The organism is Thalassolituus marinus, assembly GCF_020320395.1.
Lineage (GTDB): Bacteria > Pseudomonadota > Gammaproteobacteria > Pseudomonadales > Oceanobacteraceae > Venatoribacter > Venatoribacter marinus.
The window spans coordinates 1-20859 of the sequence record NZ_JAEDAH010000003.1 but is presented as its reverse complement, the minus strand read 5'-3'; the positions used below and the strand labels follow the sequence as shown (position 1 = coordinate 20859).

General features: G+C 52.7%; 24 protein-coding genes and 1 riboswitch. Of the genes, 9 read left to right on the top strand and 15 right to left on the bottom strand.

The features are described 5' to 3' along the window. The first annotated feature begins 24 nt into the window (after positions 1–24). A complete protein-coding gene (locus I9W95_RS00840) occupies positions 25–1566 on the top strand; it encodes a Dyp-type peroxidase (protein WP_225670772.1) in 1542 nt (513 codons plus the stop codon). 41 nt (positions 1567–1607) lie between these two features. On the opposite strand, the gene I9W95_RS00835 is transcribed toward I9W95_RS00840, so the two are convergent. The 4 genes from I9W95_RS00835 to I9W95_RS00820 all read right to left on the bottom strand — a co-directional run bounded on the left by I9W95_RS00835 (position 1608) and on the right by I9W95_RS00820 (position 4078). Then, entirely contained in the window at positions 1608–2048 is a 441-nt protein-coding gene (locus tag I9W95_RS00835; protein ID WP_225670770.1) for a YtoQ family protein, read from the bottom strand. Between the two features lie 61 nt (positions 2049–2109). Continuing rightward, positions 2110–2709: a 2-hydroxychromene-2-carboxylate isomerase gene (locus I9W95_RS00830; RefSeq protein WP_225670768.1), complete on the bottom strand. Its 600-nt coding sequence runs from the start codon at positions 2707–2709 to the stop codon at positions 2110–2112. A gap of 21 nt (positions 2710–2730) precedes the next feature. Continuing rightward, positions 2731–3468, bottom strand: coding sequence for an SDR family oxidoreductase (locus I9W95_RS00825; protein ID WP_225670766.1), 738 nt, complete (start codon positions 3466–3468; stop codon positions 2731–2733). Next, positions 3449–4078 carry a TetR/AcrR family transcriptional regulator gene (locus tag I9W95_RS00820; RefSeq protein ID WP_225670764.1) on the bottom strand — a complete coding sequence of 210 codons (630 nt, stop codon included), beginning with the start codon at positions 4076–4078 and terminating at the stop codon, positions 3449–3451. Before I9W95_RS00820 ends, I9W95_RS00825 begins: the two co-directional genes overlap by 20 nt. Positions 4079–4263: 185 nt before the next feature. On the opposite strand from I9W95_RS00820, the gene modB reads away from it, so the two are divergent. Then, positions 4264–4944: a molybdate ABC transporter permease subunit gene (gene modB / locus I9W95_RS00815; RefSeq protein WP_225670762.1), complete on the top strand. Its 681-nt coding sequence runs from the start codon at positions 4264–4266 to the stop codon at positions 4942–4944. Continuing rightward, complete coding sequence (gene modC, locus I9W95_RS00810) at positions 4941–6026, top strand: molybdenum ABC transporter ATP-binding protein (RefSeq protein WP_225670752.1); 1086 nt, start codon at positions 4941–4943, stop codon at positions 6024–6026. Before modB ends, modC begins: the two co-directional genes overlap by 4 nt. Here the strand turns inward: modC and I9W95_RS00805 are convergent, their stop codons facing one another. The 11 genes from I9W95_RS00805 to I9W95_RS00755 all read right to left on the bottom strand — a co-directional run bounded on the left by I9W95_RS00805 (position 6027) and on the right by I9W95_RS00755 (position 17026). Then, positions 6027–7613: a GGDEF domain-containing protein gene (locus I9W95_RS00805; RefSeq protein ID WP_225670750.1), complete on the bottom strand. Its 1587-nt coding sequence runs from the start codon at positions 7611–7613 to the stop codon at positions 6027–6029. A 125-nt stretch (positions 7614–7738) separates the two neighbouring features. Then, positions 7739–8533: a hypothetical protein gene (locus I9W95_RS00800; protein WP_225670748.1), complete on the bottom strand. Its 795-nt coding sequence runs from the start codon at positions 8531–8533 to the stop codon at positions 7739–7741. 451 nt (positions 8534–8984) lie between these two features. Further along, positions 8985–10478 carry a PhnE/PtxC family ABC transporter permease gene (locus I9W95_RS00795; protein ID WP_225670746.1) on the bottom strand — a complete coding sequence of 498 codons (1494 nt, stop codon included), beginning with the start codon at positions 10476–10478 and terminating at the stop codon, positions 8985–8987. After that, the gene (locus I9W95_RS00790) at positions 10468–11145 is read right to left on the bottom strand and encodes an ATP-binding cassette domain-containing protein (protein ID WP_225670745.1); all 678 of its coding nucleotides are present in this window, start codon (positions 11143–11145) and stop codon (positions 10468–10470) included. The genes I9W95_RS00795 and I9W95_RS00790 overlap by 11 nt, the downstream gene beginning before the upstream one ends. A gap of 2 nt (positions 11146–11147) precedes the next feature. After that, positions 11148–12008: a putative selenate ABC transporter substrate-binding protein gene (locus I9W95_RS00785; RefSeq protein WP_225670733.1), complete on the bottom strand. Its 861-nt coding sequence runs from the start codon at positions 12006–12008 to the stop codon at positions 11148–11150. Positions 12009–12017: 9 nt separating this feature from the next. Then, positions 12018–13109, bottom strand: a complete 1092-nt coding sequence (gene mnmH / locus I9W95_RS00780; RefSeq protein ID WP_225670731.1) for a tRNA 2-selenouridine(34) synthase MnmH — start codon at positions 13107–13109, stop codon at positions 12018–12020. Further along, positions 13106–14134 (bottom strand): selenide, water dikinase SelD, encoded by a 1029-nt coding sequence (gene selD / locus I9W95_RS00775; RefSeq protein ID WP_318653580.1) that lies wholly within the window; start codon positions 14132–14134, stop codon positions 13106–13108. Before selD ends, mnmH begins: the two co-directional genes overlap by 4 nt. 114 nt (positions 14135–14248) lie before the next feature. Then, positions 14249–14431, bottom strand: a complete 183-nt coding sequence (locus I9W95_RS00770) for a hypothetical protein (RefSeq protein WP_225670727.1) — start codon at positions 14429–14431, stop codon at positions 14249–14251. After that, positions 14428–15174, bottom strand: coding sequence for a hypothetical protein (locus tag I9W95_RS00765; RefSeq protein ID WP_225670725.1), 747 nt, complete (start codon positions 15172–15174; stop codon positions 14428–14430). Before I9W95_RS00765 ends, I9W95_RS00770 begins: the two co-directional genes overlap by 4 nt. Before the next feature lie 8 nt (positions 15175–15182). Further along, positions 15183–16040, bottom strand: a complete 858-nt coding sequence (locus tag I9W95_RS00760; RefSeq protein WP_225670723.1) for a hypothetical protein — start codon at positions 16038–16040, stop codon at positions 15183–15185. Positions 16041–16207: 167 nt separating this feature from the next. Next, positions 16208–17026 (bottom strand): hypothetical protein, encoded by an 819-nt coding sequence (locus tag I9W95_RS00755; RefSeq protein WP_225670721.1) that lies wholly within the window; start codon positions 17024–17026, stop codon positions 16208–16210. Positions 17027–17260: 234 nt separating this feature from the next. After that, positions 17261–17394: riboswitch (molybdenum cofactor riboswitch) on the top strand. Here I9W95_RS00755 and moaA point away from each other — a divergent pair. The 6 genes from moaA (at position 17387) to moaE (ending at position 20760) form a co-directional block, all read left to right on the top strand. Then, positions 17387–18412 carry a GTP 3',8-cyclase MoaA gene (gene moaA / locus I9W95_RS00750; protein ID WP_225670719.1) on the top strand — a complete coding sequence of 342 codons (1026 nt, stop codon included), beginning with the start codon at positions 17387–17389 and terminating at the stop codon, positions 18410–18412. It overlaps the preceding riboswitch by 8 nt. A gap of 6 nt (positions 18413–18418) precedes the next feature. Then, positions 18419–19015, top strand: a complete 597-nt coding sequence (gene mobA / locus I9W95_RS00745; protein ID WP_225670717.1) for a molybdenum cofactor guanylyltransferase — start codon at positions 18419–18421, stop codon at positions 19013–19015. Then, a complete protein-coding gene (gene moaB / locus I9W95_RS00740) occupies positions 19008–19559 on the top strand; it encodes a molybdenum cofactor biosynthesis protein B (protein ID WP_225670715.1) in 552 nt (183 codons plus the stop codon). The genes mobA and moaB overlap by 8 nt, the downstream gene beginning before the upstream one ends. A gap of 3 nt (positions 19560–19562) precedes the next feature. Further along, on the top strand, positions 19563–20054 hold the full coding sequence (gene moaC / locus I9W95_RS00735) for a cyclic pyranopterin monophosphate synthase MoaC (protein WP_225670713.1): 492 nt from the start codon (positions 19563–19565) through the stop codon (positions 20052–20054). Beyond that, positions 20051–20296: a molybdopterin converting factor subunit 1 gene (gene moaD / locus I9W95_RS00730; RefSeq protein WP_225670711.1), complete on the top strand. Its 246-nt coding sequence runs from the start codon at positions 20051–20053 to the stop codon at positions 20294–20296. Before moaC ends, moaD begins: the two co-directional genes overlap by 4 nt. Positions 20297–20298: 2 nt before the next feature. Then, entirely contained in the window at positions 20299–20760 is a 462-nt protein-coding gene (moaE, locus tag I9W95_RS00725; protein ID WP_225670709.1) for a molybdopterin synthase catalytic subunit MoaE, read from the top strand. Positions 20761–20859: the final 99 nt, after the last annotated feature.

Below are 20859 nucleotides of genomic sequence, written 5' to 3'. Positions count from 1 at the left end.
TGACGCCAGAACAAGGACGTAAGGATGAACCGACCTCTCGATCTCTATGATATTCAGGGCAACATCTGCAAAGGTTATGGCCGCTTCGGCTTCCCCAAAGCGCGCTATTTTTTTCTTGAATTTCACGACAGCGGTTTTGCTCGTGAATTTATCGGCAAACTGCTCCCTCTGATTACTACCGCTGAAACCTGGCCGGCAGAAGGTCTGGCAGGTAAGCCACGCTCAACCACCAACATCGCCTTTACCTACGAAGGCTTAAAAGCGTTAGGTCTGCCACAACGTTCTCTGGATGGTTTCCCACAGGAATTCAAAATGGGGATGAAACCACGCGCCGCTATTCTTGGTGACGACGGCCCATCCGCACCGGAACACTGGGACCCGGTGTGGCAAGGCGACCGCGTACATGCCTGGGTCTCGGTGAATGGCCAGGCGAAAGAATTTGTTGAGCAGCGCTTCAGCGAGGTTGAGTCACTGATTAACCAATCCCACGGCGGTGTCAGTATTCGCCCCGGCCATCGTGGCCCGGATGGCAACCTGCTCGCCTGGCAGGACGCTTCTGCCGTATACGAAAATGGCAAGCCAACACCGAAAGAACACTTCGGCTACACCGATGGCATCGGCAACCCGTACTTTGAAGGCTGTGGTAATAATCCGCAGCGCCTGGCCGGCCGCGGCAAACTGACTAAAGAGGGAAAATGGGCACCACTGGCAACCGGTGAATTTATTCTCGGTCATGTCGATGAAGCAAAAGAATACCCTCTGGCACCAGAGCCTCATCTGCTGGCCAGAAACGGTACTTATATGGTGTACCGCAAACTGCACGAGAACGTGCAGAGCTTCAACGACTACATAGACAATCTGGCGCGCGACTTCGATGGTAGTCGTGACATGCTGATGGCCAAACTGTCAGGACGCTGGCCCGACAACGGTGCACCGCTGACTCTGGCCGCTAACGATGCCGAGAAAGCCGAGCTGGACGCACGCATGGGACAGCTGAAAGCAAAGGCCGACGATGGCGATGCCTGTGCCGCGGGGCAGCTACAGGCACTGCAGGCGCGCTGGATTGATTTCACCTACGAACAGGATAAAGATGGCGCCCGCTGCCCGGTCGGCGCCCATATTCGCCGCGCTAACACCCGCGCCTCGCTGGAAACAACCAAAGAAGCCTTCAATTCTCCGAGCGCTCTGGATGATCGTCGTCGTCTGCTGCGTCGCGGACTGCCTTATGGAGGAGAACATGGCGCTGCAACCGACGAGAGCGAGCAGGGCATTATTTTTATGTGCCTGGGGGCCAGTCTCGAACGCCAGTTCGAGTTTGTGCAGCAGCAATGGATGAACTATTCCAATGACTTTAAGCTGGGCAATGATCGCGATGCATTAATCGGTGCGAACAACGGTCAGCTGACCGACAAGCACATAGTGCAGGCCGATCCACAGGGCGATAAAGCGCCGTTTTTCTGCACTCATCTGCCACGTCTGGTGGAAACCCGTGGTGGTGATTATTTCTTTATTCCAAGCATTACTGCGCTGGATATGATGGCACAGGGGATTGTTGATCCGACCTGATAAAAAAAGGCGCCGCGAAGTTGCGGCGCTTTTTGCCAGACTCAGCGACTGATGACGTAGCTAAGCAGCTCAACTACCTGCTCCGGGGTTTGCGCCCAGGCCATAGCAGAACCGTCCACCTCTTTCAGTGGGTGAATGATGTCATCGCCATGCAGGGTGATATAGGGCTTACCCAGTGCAGCACAGAATCCGGCATCAAAAGCCGCATTCCACTGCTTGTACTTATCACCGAAGCGGATAACGGCAATGTCGCACTTCTCAATCAGGTTCTTGATGCGAATAGCGTTCACCTTGGCCGATTTATGATCGCGCCAGAAGCCATTCGCTTCATCACCCAGCACATCACCCGCCGCATCACTGGCATCATGATCCGTTACCGCAGACGTGAAGGTAACCGTCAGATTACGCTCTTTGCAGCCAGCAATAATCTGTTCGCGCCAGTCGGTATGAATTTCACCGGACAGGTATACGTTCCATTCCATTTTTCAGTCTCTCTCAGATCATGGGGCCGCTATGGTAACGGATCAACAGCGATAATGCAGGTCAGCTGGCCTGACGTTGCATGGCCAGCTCCAGCATGGGCAGACGATCCTGGCCAAAGAACATTTCGCCATTAAAGATCATGGTTGGTGCACCGAATGCTCCGAGCGCCACCGCCTCGTCGGTATTGGCACGTAAGGCATTACGCACATCATCCTGCTCAGTCTGCATCAGCAAATGATCCGGATTCAGATCGACGCTGCGGCAAATATCACTGACCACCGCAGCATCGGTGATATCAGCATTATTAACCCACATGGCTTCAAACATCGCTTGCTGAAAGGCAGCAAATTGATCGGCATGATGCAGCTTAACGGCCGCTGCCAGTTTCATATGCAGAATGGTATTGGCCGGAAATTTATCATTCAGACGGAACGGAATTCCCCAGTAGTCTGCCCAGCGTTTAAAATCCATCAAGGTGTAGCGCGCTTTGGACGGAAGTACGATCGGTGACGAATTACCGGTGGCTTTAAATACGGCTCCCAGTACAAAGGGTTTGAAATTAACGCTGACACCGTATTTTTCACACAGTTTTTCAATCTGTGTATAAGCGATATACGAAGCCGGGCTGCCATAATCATAATAGAAATCGACACTGCTCATTTCATGCTCCTCAGAGATAACTCACCAGTTTTCCATATACGGACGCAAGTCCAGTTCAAAGGTCCATGCATCTCGGGGTTGATGATGCAGATTCCAGTAATTTTCGGCGATGTGATCCGGTTTCAGAATGCCATCCAGCGGCATACGCTCAGCGTACTGCTTTGGCATAAATTCACGGATAAAATCGGTATCAACCGGGCCATCAATCACCACATGGGCGACGTGAATATTTTTCGGCCCCAGTTCGCGTGCCATGCTTTGCGCCATCGTACGCAATGCACTCTTGGCACTGGCGAAGGATGCAAAGCCACTGGCACCGCGGGTAGACGCGGTCGCACCGGTAAAAATAATGCTACCCCGGCCACGAGTATCCATACGCAGTGCCGCTTCGCGCGCGGTAAGGAAGGCAGAAAAACACGCCATTTCCCAGATTTTGATAAACTTACGCGAGGTTTCACTTAGAAAAGAACAAGGAACGTTGGCACCGATGTTAAAGACCATCACATCAATAGCACCGATATTCGTCTCAATATTTTCGATTAATTCAACAACCTGCTCTTCCTTGCGAGCGTCACAACCGAAGGCGTGAATACGTCCACCCTCGGCGCGGACGTCATCCACCAGCGACTGCAATTTCTCACCATTGCGACGTACGGCACAGACTTCATAACCGCCGCGGGCAAAACGTCGGGCAATCGCCGCACCGTTGCCATCGCCGGCACCAATAATCAGTGCGACCTTACTCTGTTGCTGAGACATGATCCTGTCCCTCCGGGTTATCAAGTGGTAACTGCAGTCGAGCCTTAAGCGATTCACGACTACTGCGGAGCCACTGCCCGGCTTCCTGCGGGCAATGAATGGAACGAGCAATCAGAATGGCACCTGACAACTCGGCAAACGCGGAACGGGCAACCTGCTCGCGTTGTGTTTGAAAAAATTCAGGTAAAGCCTGAGAAAATGTCTGAAGAATGCTGGCAACACCGTCCTGATATGCCTGCTGCAACGCCTGTGGCAGACGACTGACATCTGCACCCAGTGCGGGCAACGGACAACCACTTTCCGGATGGTTGCGATGCATATCCGACAGATAAGCATCGATATAACGACTCAGACCCTGCTGCTGCCCATAGCGCTGCAGCAACCCCGCAAAGTAATTCTGACGATCAGTGAACATCCACTGCAAAGCGGTCTGCAGCAGAGCCTCCTTGGAATCAAAGTGGGCGTAGAAACCACCATGAGTAAGACCGGCGCGCTTCATAATCAAAGCGACAGAAACCTTATCCGGCCCACTGCGACGCAGCTCCACTGCCGCTTCGCGTACGATGCTGTCCCGCGTCTGCTGTTTATGCTCGCTACTGTATCGAACCATATGGCCACCTTTATATGATGCCCATCATATAAACATTACCACGCTGGCCCGGTCAATTTTTCACCGCCACGGAAACAGCAACGAACTGTTCCAGTAACAGTGAGTATCAGACCAGCCCTTCCCCCGTTGCCTTGCTGCGATTACTATCGGATATTCTGCTGACATCTGCTGACATCTGCTGAATCATGACGTTTTCCCCGGCTGACATCACTGCAATCTGGCTGACTCTGAAGCTGGCGACTCTGGTTACCCTGCTGTTGCTGCTGATTGCCACACCATTGGCCTGGTGGCTGGCCAACACTCACAGTCGCCTCAAAGTTCCGGTAAGTGCACTGGTTGCCCTGCCCCTGGTTCTGCCGCCCAGCGTGCTGGGCTTTTACCTGCTGATTGCGATGGGACCGCAAGGCCCTATCGGTCAACTGACGCAGGCGATGGGACTGGGCACTCTGCCATTTACTTTCACCGGTCTGGTTATCGCATCGATTTTTTATTCGCTGCCATTTGTCGTGCAACCAATTCAGAATGCTTTAGAGGCATTGGGAAAGCGCCCTGCGGAAGTGGCTGCAACACTGGGAGCTGGTCCCTGGGATCGTTTTTTCAGCGTCATACTGCCTCTGACGCGCCCGGGTTTTATGACCGCCACCGTGCTGGGATTTGCTCACACCATTGGCGAGTTCGGGGTAGTGCTGATGATTGGTGGCAATATTCCGGGCGAAACCCGGGTAGTGTCCGTACAGATTTACGATCATGTTGAAGCACTGCAATACGGTCAGGCCCATAGTCTGGCTCTGGCCATGCTGGCTTTGTCATTTGTCTTACTGCTGCTCACCTATGGCAGCAGACGTGCGCAGGTACGCGTGCTATGAGCCACTCACGCAATTCGCACCTGCATATCGACCTGACGCTGACTAACGAAGGCTTCTGTCTGCAGGTCAGCGAACAGATTCCACTGCAGGGCATTACCGCAATCTGCGGCCCGTCCGGGGCAGGTAAAACGACCCTGCTGCGCTGTATTGCCGGTCTGGAAAGAGCCAAAGGCGAGATCTCATTCGGAGAACAATTCTGGCAACAGGGAAAATCCTTTGTACCTACGCATAAGCGCGGTATTGGTTATGTTTTTCAGGAAGCCAGCCTGTTCAGCCATCTGTCGGTAGCGGCTAATCTGCACTACGCGCTTAAGCGTGCGCAGCAAAAACCATCCGCAGCAGATATGAATGCTCTGGTCGATTTAATGGCCATCCGTCCGCTGCTGCAACGTCATCCCGACACCCTGTCCGGTGGTGAACGCCAGCGCGTAGCTCTGACCCGGGCACTGCTGAGTAATCCACGTATTCTGCTGATGGATGAGCCCCTGTCTTCTCTGGACGAAGCGCGTAAGCAGGAAATCCTGCCTTATCTGGAAAAACTGCGTAATCTGGATATACCAGTGGTTTATGTCACCCATGCCAGTCAGGAAATTGCCCGCCTGGCCGATCATGTTATTGCCATGGAAAATGGCAAAGTGGTGGTCAGTGCAGCGCTGAATGACGCACTGATGCATCCGCAGTTTCCGCTCAATGCTATACAGCAGCCTGGCGTCGTCCTGCGTGGGGAAGTATCTGAAATTGATGAGCAGTGGCAACTGAGCGCTACGACTCTTTGCGGCAGCAACGAACGACTCTGGGTGCGTCATGAGGGACACCCCCTGCATAGTCAGGTGCGTATCCATGTTCTCGCCGGGGATGTCAGCATCACTCTGTCACCCAGCACTGACAGCAGTATTCAGAATATTATTTGCTGCACTCTGCACAGCATTACCGACGACAGGCAACCCGCGATGGCGATGTTGCATCTGCAGGTAGGCGAGCAGTGGTTACTGGCGCGCACTACGCGGCGTGCGGTTGAACAGTTAAAACTGCATGCAGGAATGATGGTGTGGGCGCAGATTAAATCCGCCGCCCTACTGTAATCAGGCGACAACCACCTGGTTACGCCCACCGTGCTTAGCCCGGTACAGCGCGCTGTCTGTACGGTCATACCAGCCGCTGAAGGATTCTCCCGTCCGGTACTGAGCAACGCCAACGCTGATGGTGACATGACCGACACTCATCAGCTGCATACCCTCTACACGCTGGCGAAGTTTCTCCGCCAGCTCACCAGCCTGATCGGCAGTTGTGGAGGAGGCAAGCACCAGAAACTCTTCCCCTCCCCAGCGACATACGTGATCGGCAGAACGTATTTTACTCTGCAATTCCCGGGCAACCTGGGCCAGCACTTCATCACCTATCATATGCCCATGTTCATCATTCACTTGTTTAAAAAAATCGATATCGATCAGCAACATAGATACCGGTGTTGAAAAACGCTTGGTTCGCTCCATCTCATGTTGTAACAAGGGATGAATGGCGCGGCGATTTTGCAACCCCGTCAGAGTGTCGGTATTGGCCAGAACCTGCATGTTTTCATTAATCCTGCGAATAAGCAGCTGGCGATAAACAAAGAAAAATACAATGGAAAGGGCAAGCGCTACGACAACAGCCGTCAGTATGTACCAGCGGTAAAAAGTCAGCAGGCTTGCCGGCCGATTGATGAACACGGTACCCCGCGCAAGCTCGTTCATTGGCAGGTTATTCTCATTAAGCACCATCCAGTCATAAACCAGATGAAATCCGTCTCCGGGACGGGTCCGGAATTCCTGCCCGGATAAATACGCCAGTGCCGAGCGAACGGCCAACCGGCCTACAGACTGACCGGAAATCTGATAGCCCCCGACAATGCCACTGCCCATCAATGACTCCCAGTGTGAAAAGACAGGCACACTGGAAACCGCAGCCAGCTCTTTGACCACCTGATACGGTGTCATATGCTTGCCCTGCATATCACTGAACATCAGCAGAAAATAGACCACGCTCGATGATGGCAGTGTCCCGACCAGTTGTTTCAGCTGCGGCAGACTCTGATTCTCAAGAATATGGATTTTATCGCTGGCGACCATACCGCTGGTCTGCTCGAGAAACGCGCTCAGACGTGCCTTTCCCGCAGGCTCCACAGTATCAACGATGACATACACATCATCCGATCCTGTTAACACCAGCACATGCTCCAGTGACGTACGGAAATCGGTAACGATATTGATTGACCAGGCACCATCATGATTCGGATAACGACTCGACAAGCCATCCGTCTGAAACAGAATTCGCTGCACGCCTCCGAACAAATCAGGATTTTCTGCAAGGAAATCAATGGCAGGGGCGCTATCGGCAATAACCACCTGAGGCGGGCTGTTGCGATACTTTACCGCCAGATAAGCACTGAAGGCGGCGTAATATTCAGGCTCCGAAAAACGCCCGGCATCAAGATATTCTTCGTAAAAAACAAGAGCTTTCTGGTTGCGACCCAGTGAGCTGCTGACACCATCATGAAAGGATACATTCCACGGAATTTCGTGATGGTAGGAATACAGCATGAGCACTCGCGCCGGAGACTGACCTTCAGCCATTGTCGACGCAGACACAGCTAACAACAGCAGTGCTATCAGTGCTCTAACGGGCTTCATTCCATGTCCCCTGACAGATGTATCATTCTGTCAGTATCGCAAAGGGTCTCGCCACGTCCAAGAATAAATTACCGATCACGAAAGTCAGGATTACTTACCGCAGAAACCCTGATTCAGCTTCCCTGTCAGTGATAACTGTCTTCCAGCTTCTCGAGATGTTCGAGAATTCGTGCGCTGTAACTGACGACCAGAAACGGAACAGAATTTTCGTTGTGATTGCGGATGCGCTCTTCGACAAAACGCCATTTACTGACGACATTGCGTAACTGACCTTTGGCAGCGGGCGCGAGTGTCATTCCTTCCAGTGCAGACAAATGACGGTTAAAACTGTCAGCCAGCTCCCCCAGGGTATCGGTATTCTCCCCGGTACCAACAAACAGATAGCCCAGATTGGAAGTGCCTTCGGCTGTGTAGAGCGCCGTCATCTCGGCCATGATGTAAGCGAGCTGGCGGGCTTTAGCGATCGCCGGTACAACCTGATGACCAGTGTTCAGCTGAACCGTTTCATAGGCAGCAGACAGAGAAGTTACCAGCTGAGTACCTTCTTTTCCCATATCATCCACCAGCCGGATCTCAGGGTAACCCTGACGCAGAATATCGCTGCGATTGCCTTCCAGCAGTTCAAAGAAGCGCTGCCATTCGCCGCGGATATCGGCCATCGCCGGAGCAATACCACCTTCATCCGCCTGCGCTTCAGCACTTTCCCGCGCAGCGGTGTAACGCTTCAGTGCTTTGTCGATCTGGCGACTGTATTTAGCATCCGCCTCCAGGCCCGAGAACATATAAAAATTGGTCACCATGCTCGCGGCAGCAAGGCGCATTGCGTGAAGATCGGCAGTCAGTTTTTCCGGAGTGGCTGCAGCAATCTGACTGATACAGACGAATGCAGCTCCGAGCAGAACGGAGGTGAGCTTAGTCATGGCGTCTTCTTATCGTTATTTATAGTTATACGGGAACCGCCATTTCTTCCCCTGAGGCAGCGCCCTGAAAACCATTACAATTCAAAGGTTCAGGCATGTCAAAAGGCGATGACGCCTCTGCGGGGCAGTTTTTCTATAAGTTACGGAAATATCAGACTTTTTTATTTACCCATAAAAATTACTGATCTTTTAAATAATAATTTCAGACGTTTTATGAATAAAAAACAGATCGTTTCAGACGACAGGGGACGCGCAAGGTGACAGGGTTCACATTATTTTTGTACCAACGTCCCGTTTTGTCATACACCCGGGTGAATGTCGGACTTACTATGAAGAGGTAAGGCAATCGCTGCTCAGGTAGCAGTGATTTTTCCGTGAGCAACGGTTTGTAATGTCTGACCTCTGGTATTTACAACCGTGTTTATAGCGGGCAGTTTTTGCCCGCTTTTTTTTATCCCAGCCCACCAGCGTCTTCCGCACCCGACACTCGCCGCAGCCGGCGCGACACACTATCCACCAGAATATTCAGCAGTGCGGTTACCAGAATCAGAAAAAAGGCTTTGTCGTAACGCAGCTCCTCGAAGGCGGAATCAATAAAGAAGCCCAGGGTGGCAATCCCCAGAATCCCCATGATCGCACTTTCCCGCAGAATGACTTCCCAGCGATAAAAAAGAAAAGCGAGAAAGCCGGGATACAACCGCGGCGTTTGCTGATACAGATAACGATTCATCCCGCTCGGGTCATCCAGACGCTGAATCTGCTTCTCGCTATGACCTGCGGCTAAAAAGCCAATTAACCCGCCATTGTGCAGCGCCAGCGCCACCACGGCTGGCAGCCCGGACGGGCCAAACAACAACAGCAAGACAAAAGCGAACATCATTTCCGGCGTCGAGCGCAGCACCAGCAGCAGGCCACGACCAGGCAGACGATAGCGTCCTGCCAGCGCGCGCGAGCCCAGTGGATACACCATTAAAGCAATAGCGCCGGTCAGCACCAGCGCCAGCTGGGTAAGCATCAGGGTTTGCAGCAGTGCAGGCCAGGCTTCGCTAGTGAACACCCGTGCATACCAGCTGAGAGCGGCAGACAGGTCGCCGTCCTGTAATGAACGCGGCCATATATCCTCACTGATAAATTGCCACAGCATGCCTCCCGAAACGGGCGGGGTTTCGGGCAACAACCAGATCGCCGCAATAACATACACCGGCAATAATTTCGGCTGCAGCCAGAAGCGGATAGTGGCGATCAGAATAAAGAACACCCACAGCAGCGCTGCCGCTTCGCTGTACTGCCCTTGTTTAAACGCGGTTTCCAGATGAAAACCCAGAGTCGGCAAGCCAATAAAACCGAGGATGGCACTGGAGCGCAGCGCGCACTCGAAGCGATAACGCACATAATGTGACAGCTCAGCGAATGCCTGCGGAATAAGGGTATAAGCATAACGACTGAAACGGTCACTGGCCGGTGCCAGCGTCGCCTGCGGCAGCGGACTCTGACGAGTGAAAATCTCAGCGAACACTTTGGCAAACACGCCGCTGTAAGGAATCAGGATTGCCAGCAAACCTGTGGTGGCGCTCAATCCCCAGAGCTGCATGAACAGCAGCCCCCAGAAAATCTCGTGTACTGCGCGGACACTGGCAGCCAGCATTCGTACCACACGCCAGTGCCAGAGCATGGCCAGCAACATTCCAACAGGTACTGCCAGTACCACCGCCAGTAAAGCAAACGCAATAGTCTGCCCCAGCGCCTGCACTAACAGCCAGGGGTCATCCCACCAGGGAGTGACAAAACCCCAGGCAATACGCCCCAACTCGCGCCAGGGTTCAGACGGGTATATTTTCAGATCGGCAAAGGGAATACAGATCAACGCCGACAGCAAAAATAACAGCGACAGCAGCGCCAGCTTTTTACCCGTGCTGTTAATTTCCCAATGGCGGTTATTGGGCATATAACGCATCCAGTTGCTGTTCGCTAAGATCGGCCGCGGCACCATCGTAGTGAATGAAACCGTCACGCAGTGCGATCACGCGATTGAAATGCGTCAGCGCCAGACGACGATTATGCAGAGTAACAATTAACGTCTGGTGACGATCAATCAGCATTTTCAGCACCGCTTCCGCCTGAGTCGGATCCAGCGCCGATACCGGTTCATCACCGAAAAATATCGGTTGCTGACGAAACAGTGCACGACCGATGGCCACACGCTGACGCTGACCACCAGACAACTTGTCGACCGAGTGCCAGAGCTTATCGTCGATACCCAGCAGGCGGGTCAATTCACTGACCTGCGCTTTATCAGCTGGCCTTGGACGCAGCAGATTCCACAGGTTATAGAGCGCATGATGACGCTCCAGTCCGCCCATATAAATATTCTGGTAAACCGACAGAATATCCACCAGCCCACCCTGCTGTGGGCAAAGCGCAGTGTATGCAGCCTGCTGCGGATACAGGCAATCCAGTAAGGTGGATTTACCGGCACCGGAAGGGCCGATTAAGGCCACCTTTTCACCGGCATAAATACTGAGGTTTATATCGTGCAGAACACGGTGCCGGCCGTGGGACACTGAGTGTCCCTGCAGCCGGAACAGAACCTCTGCAGAAGTTACAGAGGTCATATTCAGTCGATCAGGCCAATCGCTTTAGCGGTGTCTTCAATTGGTGCGTAATCGGCATTGCTGGCCGGCACGAATGACTGGCGCGGGAAGCTGGCCAGCAGATCTTTATCGGTCATGTTCAGCAGCGTAGTACGGACTTTTTCCTTAAAGCCTTCACCAAAACGCGCATCCACATCACCACGGATAGTCCACTGATAATCCGGATAGGTTGGCGTGGTCCAGATCACCTGTACGCTATTGGTATCGATCTTTCCTGCAGCGACTTCTGCATCCCATACACTGTAGTTAACCGCGCCTACCTGGTAAGCACCGGACTGAACCTGAGCAATGGTACGACTGTGATCACCGGAGAAACCTACTCGTTCAAACACATCGGCTGGCGCAGCGTTAAAATGCTCACGCAGATAAAACTCCGGCATCAGACGACCAGAGGTTGAGCCTTTGGAACCGAAGGTAAAGGTCTTGCCTTTCAGGGCATCGCTCAGAGTTTCAGCCGGGGTTAGACCGGCACTTTTGTGCGCAATAATATAGCTCTTGAAGAACTGATCTTCATAGCCCTGCGCAATGGCTTCAGAACCGTCGACAATACGACGCGCCTGAACACCCGACAGACCACCGAACCACGCCAGCTGAACCTGATCATTGCGGAATGCCGTAATGGCAGCAGAGTAAGATTTTACCGGAATATATTTAACCTCAACGCCCAGTTGCTCCGTCAGATAATCGGCAACCTTATTAAAGCGCTGCTGCAGGCGTGATTCGTCTTCATCCGGAATGGCAGTAAAAACAAACGTCTCAGCATTTGCCAGTAGTGATGCGGAGAACATCGCCAGCAATGATAATACGCGGGTAATCGATTTCATTTTGAATCCTTAGTGGTCGTTTAAATACGCTTTAATGTCAGCCGCTGTACCACGGAATTCCACCGGGCCTTTTTTCAGCGTCATCTGATAGTTGTACATCGGGTCGTAATAATCATCGAGCAGAATACGAATCCACTCGCGATGCAGACTGTTGTCGCCTTTTTCCTGTTCAGCCAGTGCCTGCTGCAGTAAATCATTCAGCGTCTGAAAACGTACACCGCCCAGACGCTTGCGGATTTTAAACAATGACTGCGTCAGGTCATCGGCGAAAGCTGCAAAGCCCTGCTCTTCACCTTCAGCCTGCTGCCATTCTTCCAGCTTATTCAGAATGTAATTGCGGAAGCTGTGTTCGACGCGTTCTTCCAACGTGCTTTCCACGATAATTAATGGCGCCTCCGCCATTTTCGCACGCAGGTTATCCGGGATAGCGCAGCGGCCGATTAACATGCTTTCGTCTTCCAAAAGAATTTTTGCCTGAGGGCGCGCATGGTTCTGACGGAATAAAGCAATCGCCAGTGAATTTTCAAAGTCCAGCTGTGGCGGCTGGCCGGATGGCCGTTTACCGAAGGTGCTGCCACGGTGATTGGCCAGGCCTTCCAGATCAATGGTGTCTGGCAATGTGTTTAATAAATCGGTTTTCGCACAGCCGGTATGACCCGCAAGAATACGGAAAGAGGAATCCGCAACGATACGTTCCTGGGTATCGATCAGAAAACGACGCAGCGCCTTATAGCCGCCAACAATACGTGGATAATCACAGCCTGCATCCTTCAGCCACTGCTGCACAGTCTGGCTGCGCAAACCGCCACGCCAGCAGTACAGATAGCCATCCGGATTAGCACGGGCAAACGCCAGCCACTTTTCCATGCGCTCATCTTTAATGCGGCCGCTGACCAGTTGATGACCCAGTTTAATGGCTTCGTCCTGGCCCTGTTTTTTATAACAGGTACCGACTTTGGCACGTTCCTGATCCGTCATTAACGGCAGGCTGACGGTGTGAGGAAAAGCCCCTTTTTTAAATTCCAGTGGCGCACGCAGATCCATCATTGGCGTATCGCGCAGGAAGATCTCAGCAAACTGGTCGCAATCCGGGCGACTCATGACAACACCTCAATACGGTAGTCATTGCACGCATCCACCAGCTCACCAATACACTGACTGTATACACCTGCGCTGCGGAGAATCGCTTCAAGCTCTGCGGCTTTTTGCGGCTGTACCGCAATTAATAAACCACCACTGGTTTGCGGATCACAGAATAAAGCACGCTGCTCATCGGACAGTGGTGCCAGCTTATGACCATAAGATTCAAAATTACGGGTAGTACCGCCCGGCAAACAGCCCTGGGCGATATAGTCTTTGACCGGGGGTAATAAAGGGATAGCGCTTTCGTTTAACTGCGCGTTCACACCACTGCCTTCACACACTTCCAACAGATGCCCCATTAAGCCAAAGCCTGTTACATCCGTGATGGCTTCAACACCATCCAGCTGCGACACCTCGGCGCCGACTTTATTCATGATGCACATAACATCACGGGCGAGAAATTCATGCTCAGCCTTCAGCTTTTTCTGCTTCTGCGCCGTGGTCAGAATGCCAACGCCCAGCGGTTTAGTCAGATACAGCTTGCAACCCGCACTGGCGGTGTTGTTCTGCTTCAGTTTGTCTTTGCTTACCAGTCCGGTAACCGCCAGACCAAAAATCGGCTCTGGCGAATCAATGCTGTGACCACCAGCCAGCATAATGCCGGCATCCAGACAGGCCTGACGGCCACCATCGATGACACGCTGCGCAACCTCGGGGGGCAGTACATTCACCGGCCAGCCGAGAATGGCGATCGCCATCAACGGTTTACCGCCCATGGCATAGATATCACTGATGGCATTGGTGGCTGCGATGCGCCCGAAATCAAACGGGTCATCGGCGATTGGCATAAAGAAGTCAGTGGTGCTGAGAATAACCTGACCATTGCCAAGATCGTAGGCGGCGGCGTCATCCTTGCTGCTGTTACCCACCAGCAGGTTGGCATCCGCCGGAATCTGCATCGACGAGGCCAGAATACTGTCCAGCACCTTCGGCGAAATTTTGCAGCCGCAACCGGCGCCGTGACTGTATTCCGTAAGACGAATAGCGGATGGAGATGATTCGTTGTGCACAACCTGACCCTGTCTGAACTCATTCAGTGCGAATGATACGGGCACAGTTACCTCTTGGCGAGCAGGAGGCCTGCTACAGAAACAGAGTCAGTCGTTTTGCACTGGCTTCGTCACGATTACGGCCTGACCCTGTGGCCACTGAACCGTCAATAACTGACCATCCGCCAGGCGGATGGCCACTTCTATGTCGTCAATGCCGCGCTGGCGATATGAACGAACCAGAGGCGTCAGGCGCTGCAACTCGGCCAGTACAAGATTGGTATTCGTCATACCGTCTTGAAGCGAATGGTGACCTCAGAATACACCGAACTGCTGGTGCTGGCCGGTAATGGCTTGGCACTGATTCGCACCGGACTGTCAGCATTCGCCGCCAGTGATTGCTCCAGCATATCAGCATCCATCAACACAGTTTTTTCCAACGTTTCTGCATTGACCAGCTCTTTAATTCCACCAGCAGCCAGACTCAGCTCAGCGGTTGGAGCGACCAGCCGTTTCTTAACGGCAGCCCCAGCCTCAGCGCCATCCGTCGGTGTCGACTGGTAAAGACTACTGAGCTCGAGCTTGGCATTGATTTCACCGCTATCAATTACCAGTCGTGCCTGCTCCATACGCGCTAGCAAAGCCTGCAGTGAAGCTTTCTTTTCAGCGACGATGGTGCCATCAATCACATCGCGCAAAGCATCAAAACCGTAATTCGTCAGTCGGTTTTTATAGATGATGGTTTCGTCTTCATAATCTTCGGTAATTTCCAGAATGTAGGCCTGCCGCTCACGGGCAATCACCATTTGTCTGGCCAGTGGTGCGCCTGCGATGAGTACCTCGCGATTGAGTACTAACTGAGGATCGACATAGCGCTGCAGAAACGCGTCATCCTCCAGGTCAATCGCCTCCTGCAATTCCGCAAAGCGGCGCAACTGATATTGCTGAGCATTCAGGGTCGCTTCAAAGGTTTCAGTCATCAGCTGGCCTACGAACTCGGCAAAACCAAGACCTACATACTGGAAATCACTCATGCCTTACCTCAGCCGTTCAGCGGTGCGTAATCGGTTTTGAAACGAATCAGAACACGACCAAAAATATCGACCTTGGTACCGCTGGTATCACGGTGATAACTCTTCGCTGTATTCACCGTCACCTGCCGACGCTTTTCACTACGCTTGGCTTTTTTATACGCACCCAAAGCGCCTTTACGCAGTTTGAGTTTGCTCTTTTGGCGAACTTTGGTTTTGTTCCTGGTTTCGTAGGTGTTTTCCTGTTCCTGCCAGGTAGAGAAGGTGATCTTGGTTTCAATTTCACCTTCGGTCACCACAAGACGCATCATGCCCTGCTGTGCCATGTTCTGCAGAACACTGTATTTGTTGGAGGAAATCAGCGAAGCAATAGCGCTGTAGATTTGCTGATAGTTAGGCATGGTGCTGGTCACGCCATTGTTATAGGCAGACAAGGCTTCCAGATCAGCGTGCTGGGAAGGGTCCGGAATTTTATCCACCAGCGAGTCAACAGCCGGAGCCAGCGCATTCATCAGGCCGCCCCACCAGGTGTCAGTCGTTGCCGGAGTACTGGAGACCGGACTGCTGCTGCTTGGTGACTCCAGCGCATCCAGTACACTCTCCAGCTCAGTGTCTGAGACAGCTGGCAGATCGTATTTCAGAACAAAGTCACTGATTTCATCAAAGCTGACACCATCATTGGTGTTGTTGATATAGGTCGACAGATCCTGCGTCAGGGTCTGCACAAACTCTGCGTATTCTTCGACCTGCAGAATGTGAGCTTCAACCAGCGAGTCAAACACGCCGGTAATCAGTTCCTGAGTAAATTCGACAAACGGGATATCACCGAAACGGGCTGCCGTATCGATGGCAGAATTGAAACGAGGCATAGCATTCTTCCCTGAGAAGTTAGTGATGAGTAAGACAAGCATCCTGCGGACAGAATCCCTTGCCCGGCGCCCAAAACCATAAGCACTGCTGTCGTCAAAGTCGATGGCTGGTCAGGCCACTCCCGAAAAATGTCTAACTTTTACCGGGAGTGACCGCTTTGCAGCCATCAGAAGCGCAAGCCAAATGCACCTATGTATTCGTCGTAATAGAAAGTCTGATCAGCTTTATCACCCTGGCTACTGGTCAGCACATCATTCATATCGGCGTAACCGTATTTACCTGTAAAGCGGAAAAAGAACTGCTTCCATAAGGTTGCCTCGAAGCCAAACTTCACCGAGCCACTGTAGCCAGCAACATGCCACTCATCGTTGCGCTCACCACTGAGTAATTTCACATTACTTTTCGGATACAGCACACCACCGCCAAAGCCTGCGAACAGTGCCAGGTCCATTTTGTCACCCCAGCGCCATACCGGCAGGAAACGTTCCGTTTCCAGTGAGATCATGTTGAAGCCGTCGGTGTGTTCATAGGTCAGGAAATCTTCATCCAGCACCTCGGTATCGCCTGGCTGATAGTCCCGCTCAAAGCCTTCTCGCTGGATGGACCCGGAAGCCTCAACAGCCTGGTCCTGCACCATCACGTACTTCATATGATCAAAGCCCAGGGATACCGACCAGTTATCCGTGACAAAGTAACCCAGCCGCCAGTTGTACTGCGGAATCGTCATCCGCCCCGGGTTCAGATAAGAATGGAACAGTTCGTTCACGCTCTCATCCGTCTGATGGTCTTTGGCTTTCACCTGATACAAAGTGAAGTCGTGGTCATCACCATGAAAGTGAATATCACTGTCGGAGTATGTCGCGCGGTTCCATCCCCAGTAGCCGTACCACTGTCCCTGAGTACGCATGCCCTCTGCGGCCTGAGCCGGCAGAACGGCGGAAACAGATAGCAGCAATAAAGAACGCTGCAGAAAAGCTCTGATCATAGTAGGAGATGCCATAGTTTAGTGATTACGCACAGCGAATGCTGTCAGGCGCGCACACTACCAGTTATCTCCCGCCACAATAATAATCAAAAACGGAACACTGAATGCATCCAAGGCACAACCATTGCCCGTTTGAAGTAAATCGCTATTTATTCACAGCGTTTCTTCTTTCACCCGCGAAAGGTGTCATTGTCGGCAGCCTATTCAGGTCAGGCGCAAAAAGGCATACACTGGGGACAACTGAAACGCCGAGCCTGTGCGCCTAACCTGCTTTGCAGCAAGGCCAGCAGGCCGTGGCTTAGCCACCAGGGTGGTCATGGAAACGTGACCGCCTCCCGTACTTGGAAAGGTGTATCCAATATGTCTGTGCAAATCCCGCTGCGGGTTGTGCACGGTGACGAACTGAACGAGGCCGTCCTGCAGGATCAGCATGGGCGTCGCTTCAGCTATCTGCGTTTGTCCGTTACCGATGTGTGCAACTTCCGCTGCAATTACTGCCTGCCGGATGGCTATCAATGCCACGATCAGCAGCAGCCTCTGTCATTGGCGGAAATCCGCACCATCGCACTTGCCTTCGCGCGCATGGGCACTCGCAAGATTCGCATCACCGGCGGTGAGCCTTCGCTGCGAAAAGACCTGACGGACATTATCCGTACGCTGAAAGCAACGCCCGGTATCGATACGGTGGCACTGACCACCAACGGTTATCGCCTGACCCATCAGATTCGTGACTGGGCAGCGGCAGGGCTGGACCAGCTCAATGTCAGCATTGATAGTCTCGACCCGAAGCAGTTCAGGGCAATCACCGGCCATGACAAGTTGCAGGAAATTCTCGCCGGTATTGAACTGGCTAAAGAGCTCGGCATTAAATCGATTAAGGTAAATGCTGTGTTGCTGAAAGGCTGGAATGCCAATGAATTGCCGGAGTTTCTTGCCTGGCTGAAGAACACACAGGTGACCCTGCGCTTTATCGAATTAATGCAGACCGGCGACAATGCTGAGTTCTTCGACGCCAATCACGTATCGGGTGAAAAAGTGCGCGAACAACTTCTTCAGAATGGCTGGCAGCCCCGTCTGCGCCAGGCTCATTCAGGCCCGGCACAGGAATTCAGCCACCCGGACTACCAGGGCAATATCGGCCTGATAATGCCCTACAGCAAAGACTTCTGCAGCAGCTGCAACCGCCTGCGTATTTCATCACAGGGCAAACTGCATCTGTGTCTGTTTGGCGATGAAGGCTACGAGTTACGTCCACTGCTATCTGCCGCGGATGAAGACCTGATCTGCCAGCGCATCCGTGAATTATTACTCGGTAAAAAAGCCACGCACTTCCTGCACGACGGCCAGACCGGAGCGATGCAGCATTTCTCCATGCTGGGGGGATAATCCGCGATGTCCGTTGCTGCCGTTATTCTCGCCGGCGGGGATTCCCGTCGCATGGGTCAGGACAAAGCGCTGCTCCCCATGGGACAGCAGACACTGCTTGAGCATGTTGCACAGCGGGTACAGCAGGTCTGTCAGACACTATGGCTAAGCCGCCAACCGCACCAGCCAGTTCCTGCGCCGTTAACTTCCCTGACACAACTGCATGACAGCGATCTGCAGCAAGGGCCGCTGGCTGGCATTGCAGCCGCACTCAACTACGCCCTGCAGCAGAAATCAGTGCAAGGATTGCTGGTTGTGCCGGTCGACTTACCCTTCGTCGACACTGAAGTACTCACAACCCTGTGCCAGCAAGGTGACACCGTTCAACGACCTGTGTGCTTTGGCCGGCATTACATGCCGTTATATCTGCCGGTAAAGCCGGCGATTTGTGATTTCATTCATGCCCAGCTGAATAGGCATGACAGCCGTAAATCAGTCGCATCAGTATTCTTTGAATTTAATGGCGTCCAGCTGCCGGAGCCAAAAGGCCAGTCGCTGACGAACACCAACACCCTTTCCGAGTGGGAATCTGCCCGCAGTCATTGGGAGACATTACATGGCTAAAACCTTTGCCGAGAATTTTATTGCACTCAATATCGCAGTGCTGACCGTGTCTGACAGCCGTACGGAAGAAACCGATACCAGCGGACAACTGCTGGTTGAAAAAATCGAACAGGCCGGACACACACTCGCCGATAAAAAAATAATTATCGACGACAAGTATAAAATCCGTGCGCAACTATCCCAATGGATTGCTGACGAAACTACGCAGGTGGTGCTGATTACCGGCGGTACAGGTTTTACTGAACGCGACTCAACGCCAGAAGCCGTACTGCCGTTATTCGATCAGGTTGTCGATGGCTATGGCGAACTGTTCCGCCAGATATCCTTGCAGCAGATTGGTACATCCACCATCCAGAGCCGCGCAGTTGCGGGCCTGGCCAACAGTACACTGATTTTCTGCATGCCAGGTTCGACTAACGCCTGCCGTACCGCCTGGGATGACATCATCAGCAGTCAGATCGACAGTCGCCATCGCCCATGTAACTTTGCCCTGCGCCTGAAAGGTAATCAGGGTGATAAATGTGGCCAGACAACACGCGGCTGATCTATGACTGACTTTACCCATATCAATCAGCGCGGTGAGGCCTCCATGGTCGACGTCAGCGCCAAAGCCGTCACAACCCGCGAGGCTCGTGCTGAAGCTTATGTACGCATGTCAGCCGAGACCCTGCAAAAGATACTTCGTGGCGAACACCATAAAGGCGATGTTTTTTCCGTCGCCCGCATCGCCGGTATACAGGCTGCCAAACAAACCAGCCAACTGATTCCCCTTTGCCATCCGTTAATGCTGAGCAAGGTCGCTGTCGACTTTGAAGCGCTGCCAGAATCCAGCCAGGTGCGAATCGAAAGTCTGTGCAAACTCAGTGGCCAGACCGGTGTAGAAATGGAAGCGCTGACCGCAGTTTCTGTTGCTGCACTCACCCTGTTTGATATGTGCAAAGCTGTCGACCCTGCCATGATCATCGACGGTATTCGCGTTCTGGAAAAACAGGGTGGAAAAACCGGCCACTGGCAGGCTGATAACGGAGCAAACGAATGAAGGTTCTATTTTTTGCCGCACTGCGAGAAACACTGCAACACGAACAGGTTGAATTGCCGGTAGCGTTACCAGCCACAGTCGCGTTGATAAGAGCCGCGCTATGCGAATACTTTCCGCAACATCAGCAGAATCTCAATGCCGGCAATGCGCTGGCAGCAGTGAACCAGACACTGGCTACTGAAGACAGTGAAATTAACGAAGGAGATGAGGTCGCCTTTTTCCCACCGGTAACCGGAGGCTGAACATGGCTGAGGTGTATATCTCCGTGCAGAAGCACGACTTCGATATAAGTCATGAATACGCAACCCTGAGAGAAGATAACCGCAGCGATGGTGCCATCGTGTTTTTTTCCGGACTGGTACGGGAAATGAATCAGGGCAGCAAGGTTTCTGGCCTGTCACTGGAGCACTATCCGGGAATGACGGAAAAAGCTCTGCACGCCATTGTTGATGAAGCCTGTCAGCGCTGGCCATTGAATCGGGTTCGGCTGATTCATCGCATCGGCCAGTTGGCGATATCCGACCAGATTGTCTTTGTTGCAGTAACCTCAAGTCATCGCGAAGCTGCGTTTTCGGCCTGTCACTTTATAATGGATTTTCTGAAAAGCCGCGCACCCTTCTGGAAGAAAGAAGTGACCAGTGACGGCGAACGCTGGGTCGAGGCACTGAGCAAAGATCAGCAAGCTCTGAATAAATGGCAGGCATAAAAAACGGCTCATCAGAGCCACTAGTGTCCCACAGTTTTAAAGATATCGGTTTTCTATAAACGACTTTTAAATCCGCAATGCCTGCTGCCTCCCAGGGGA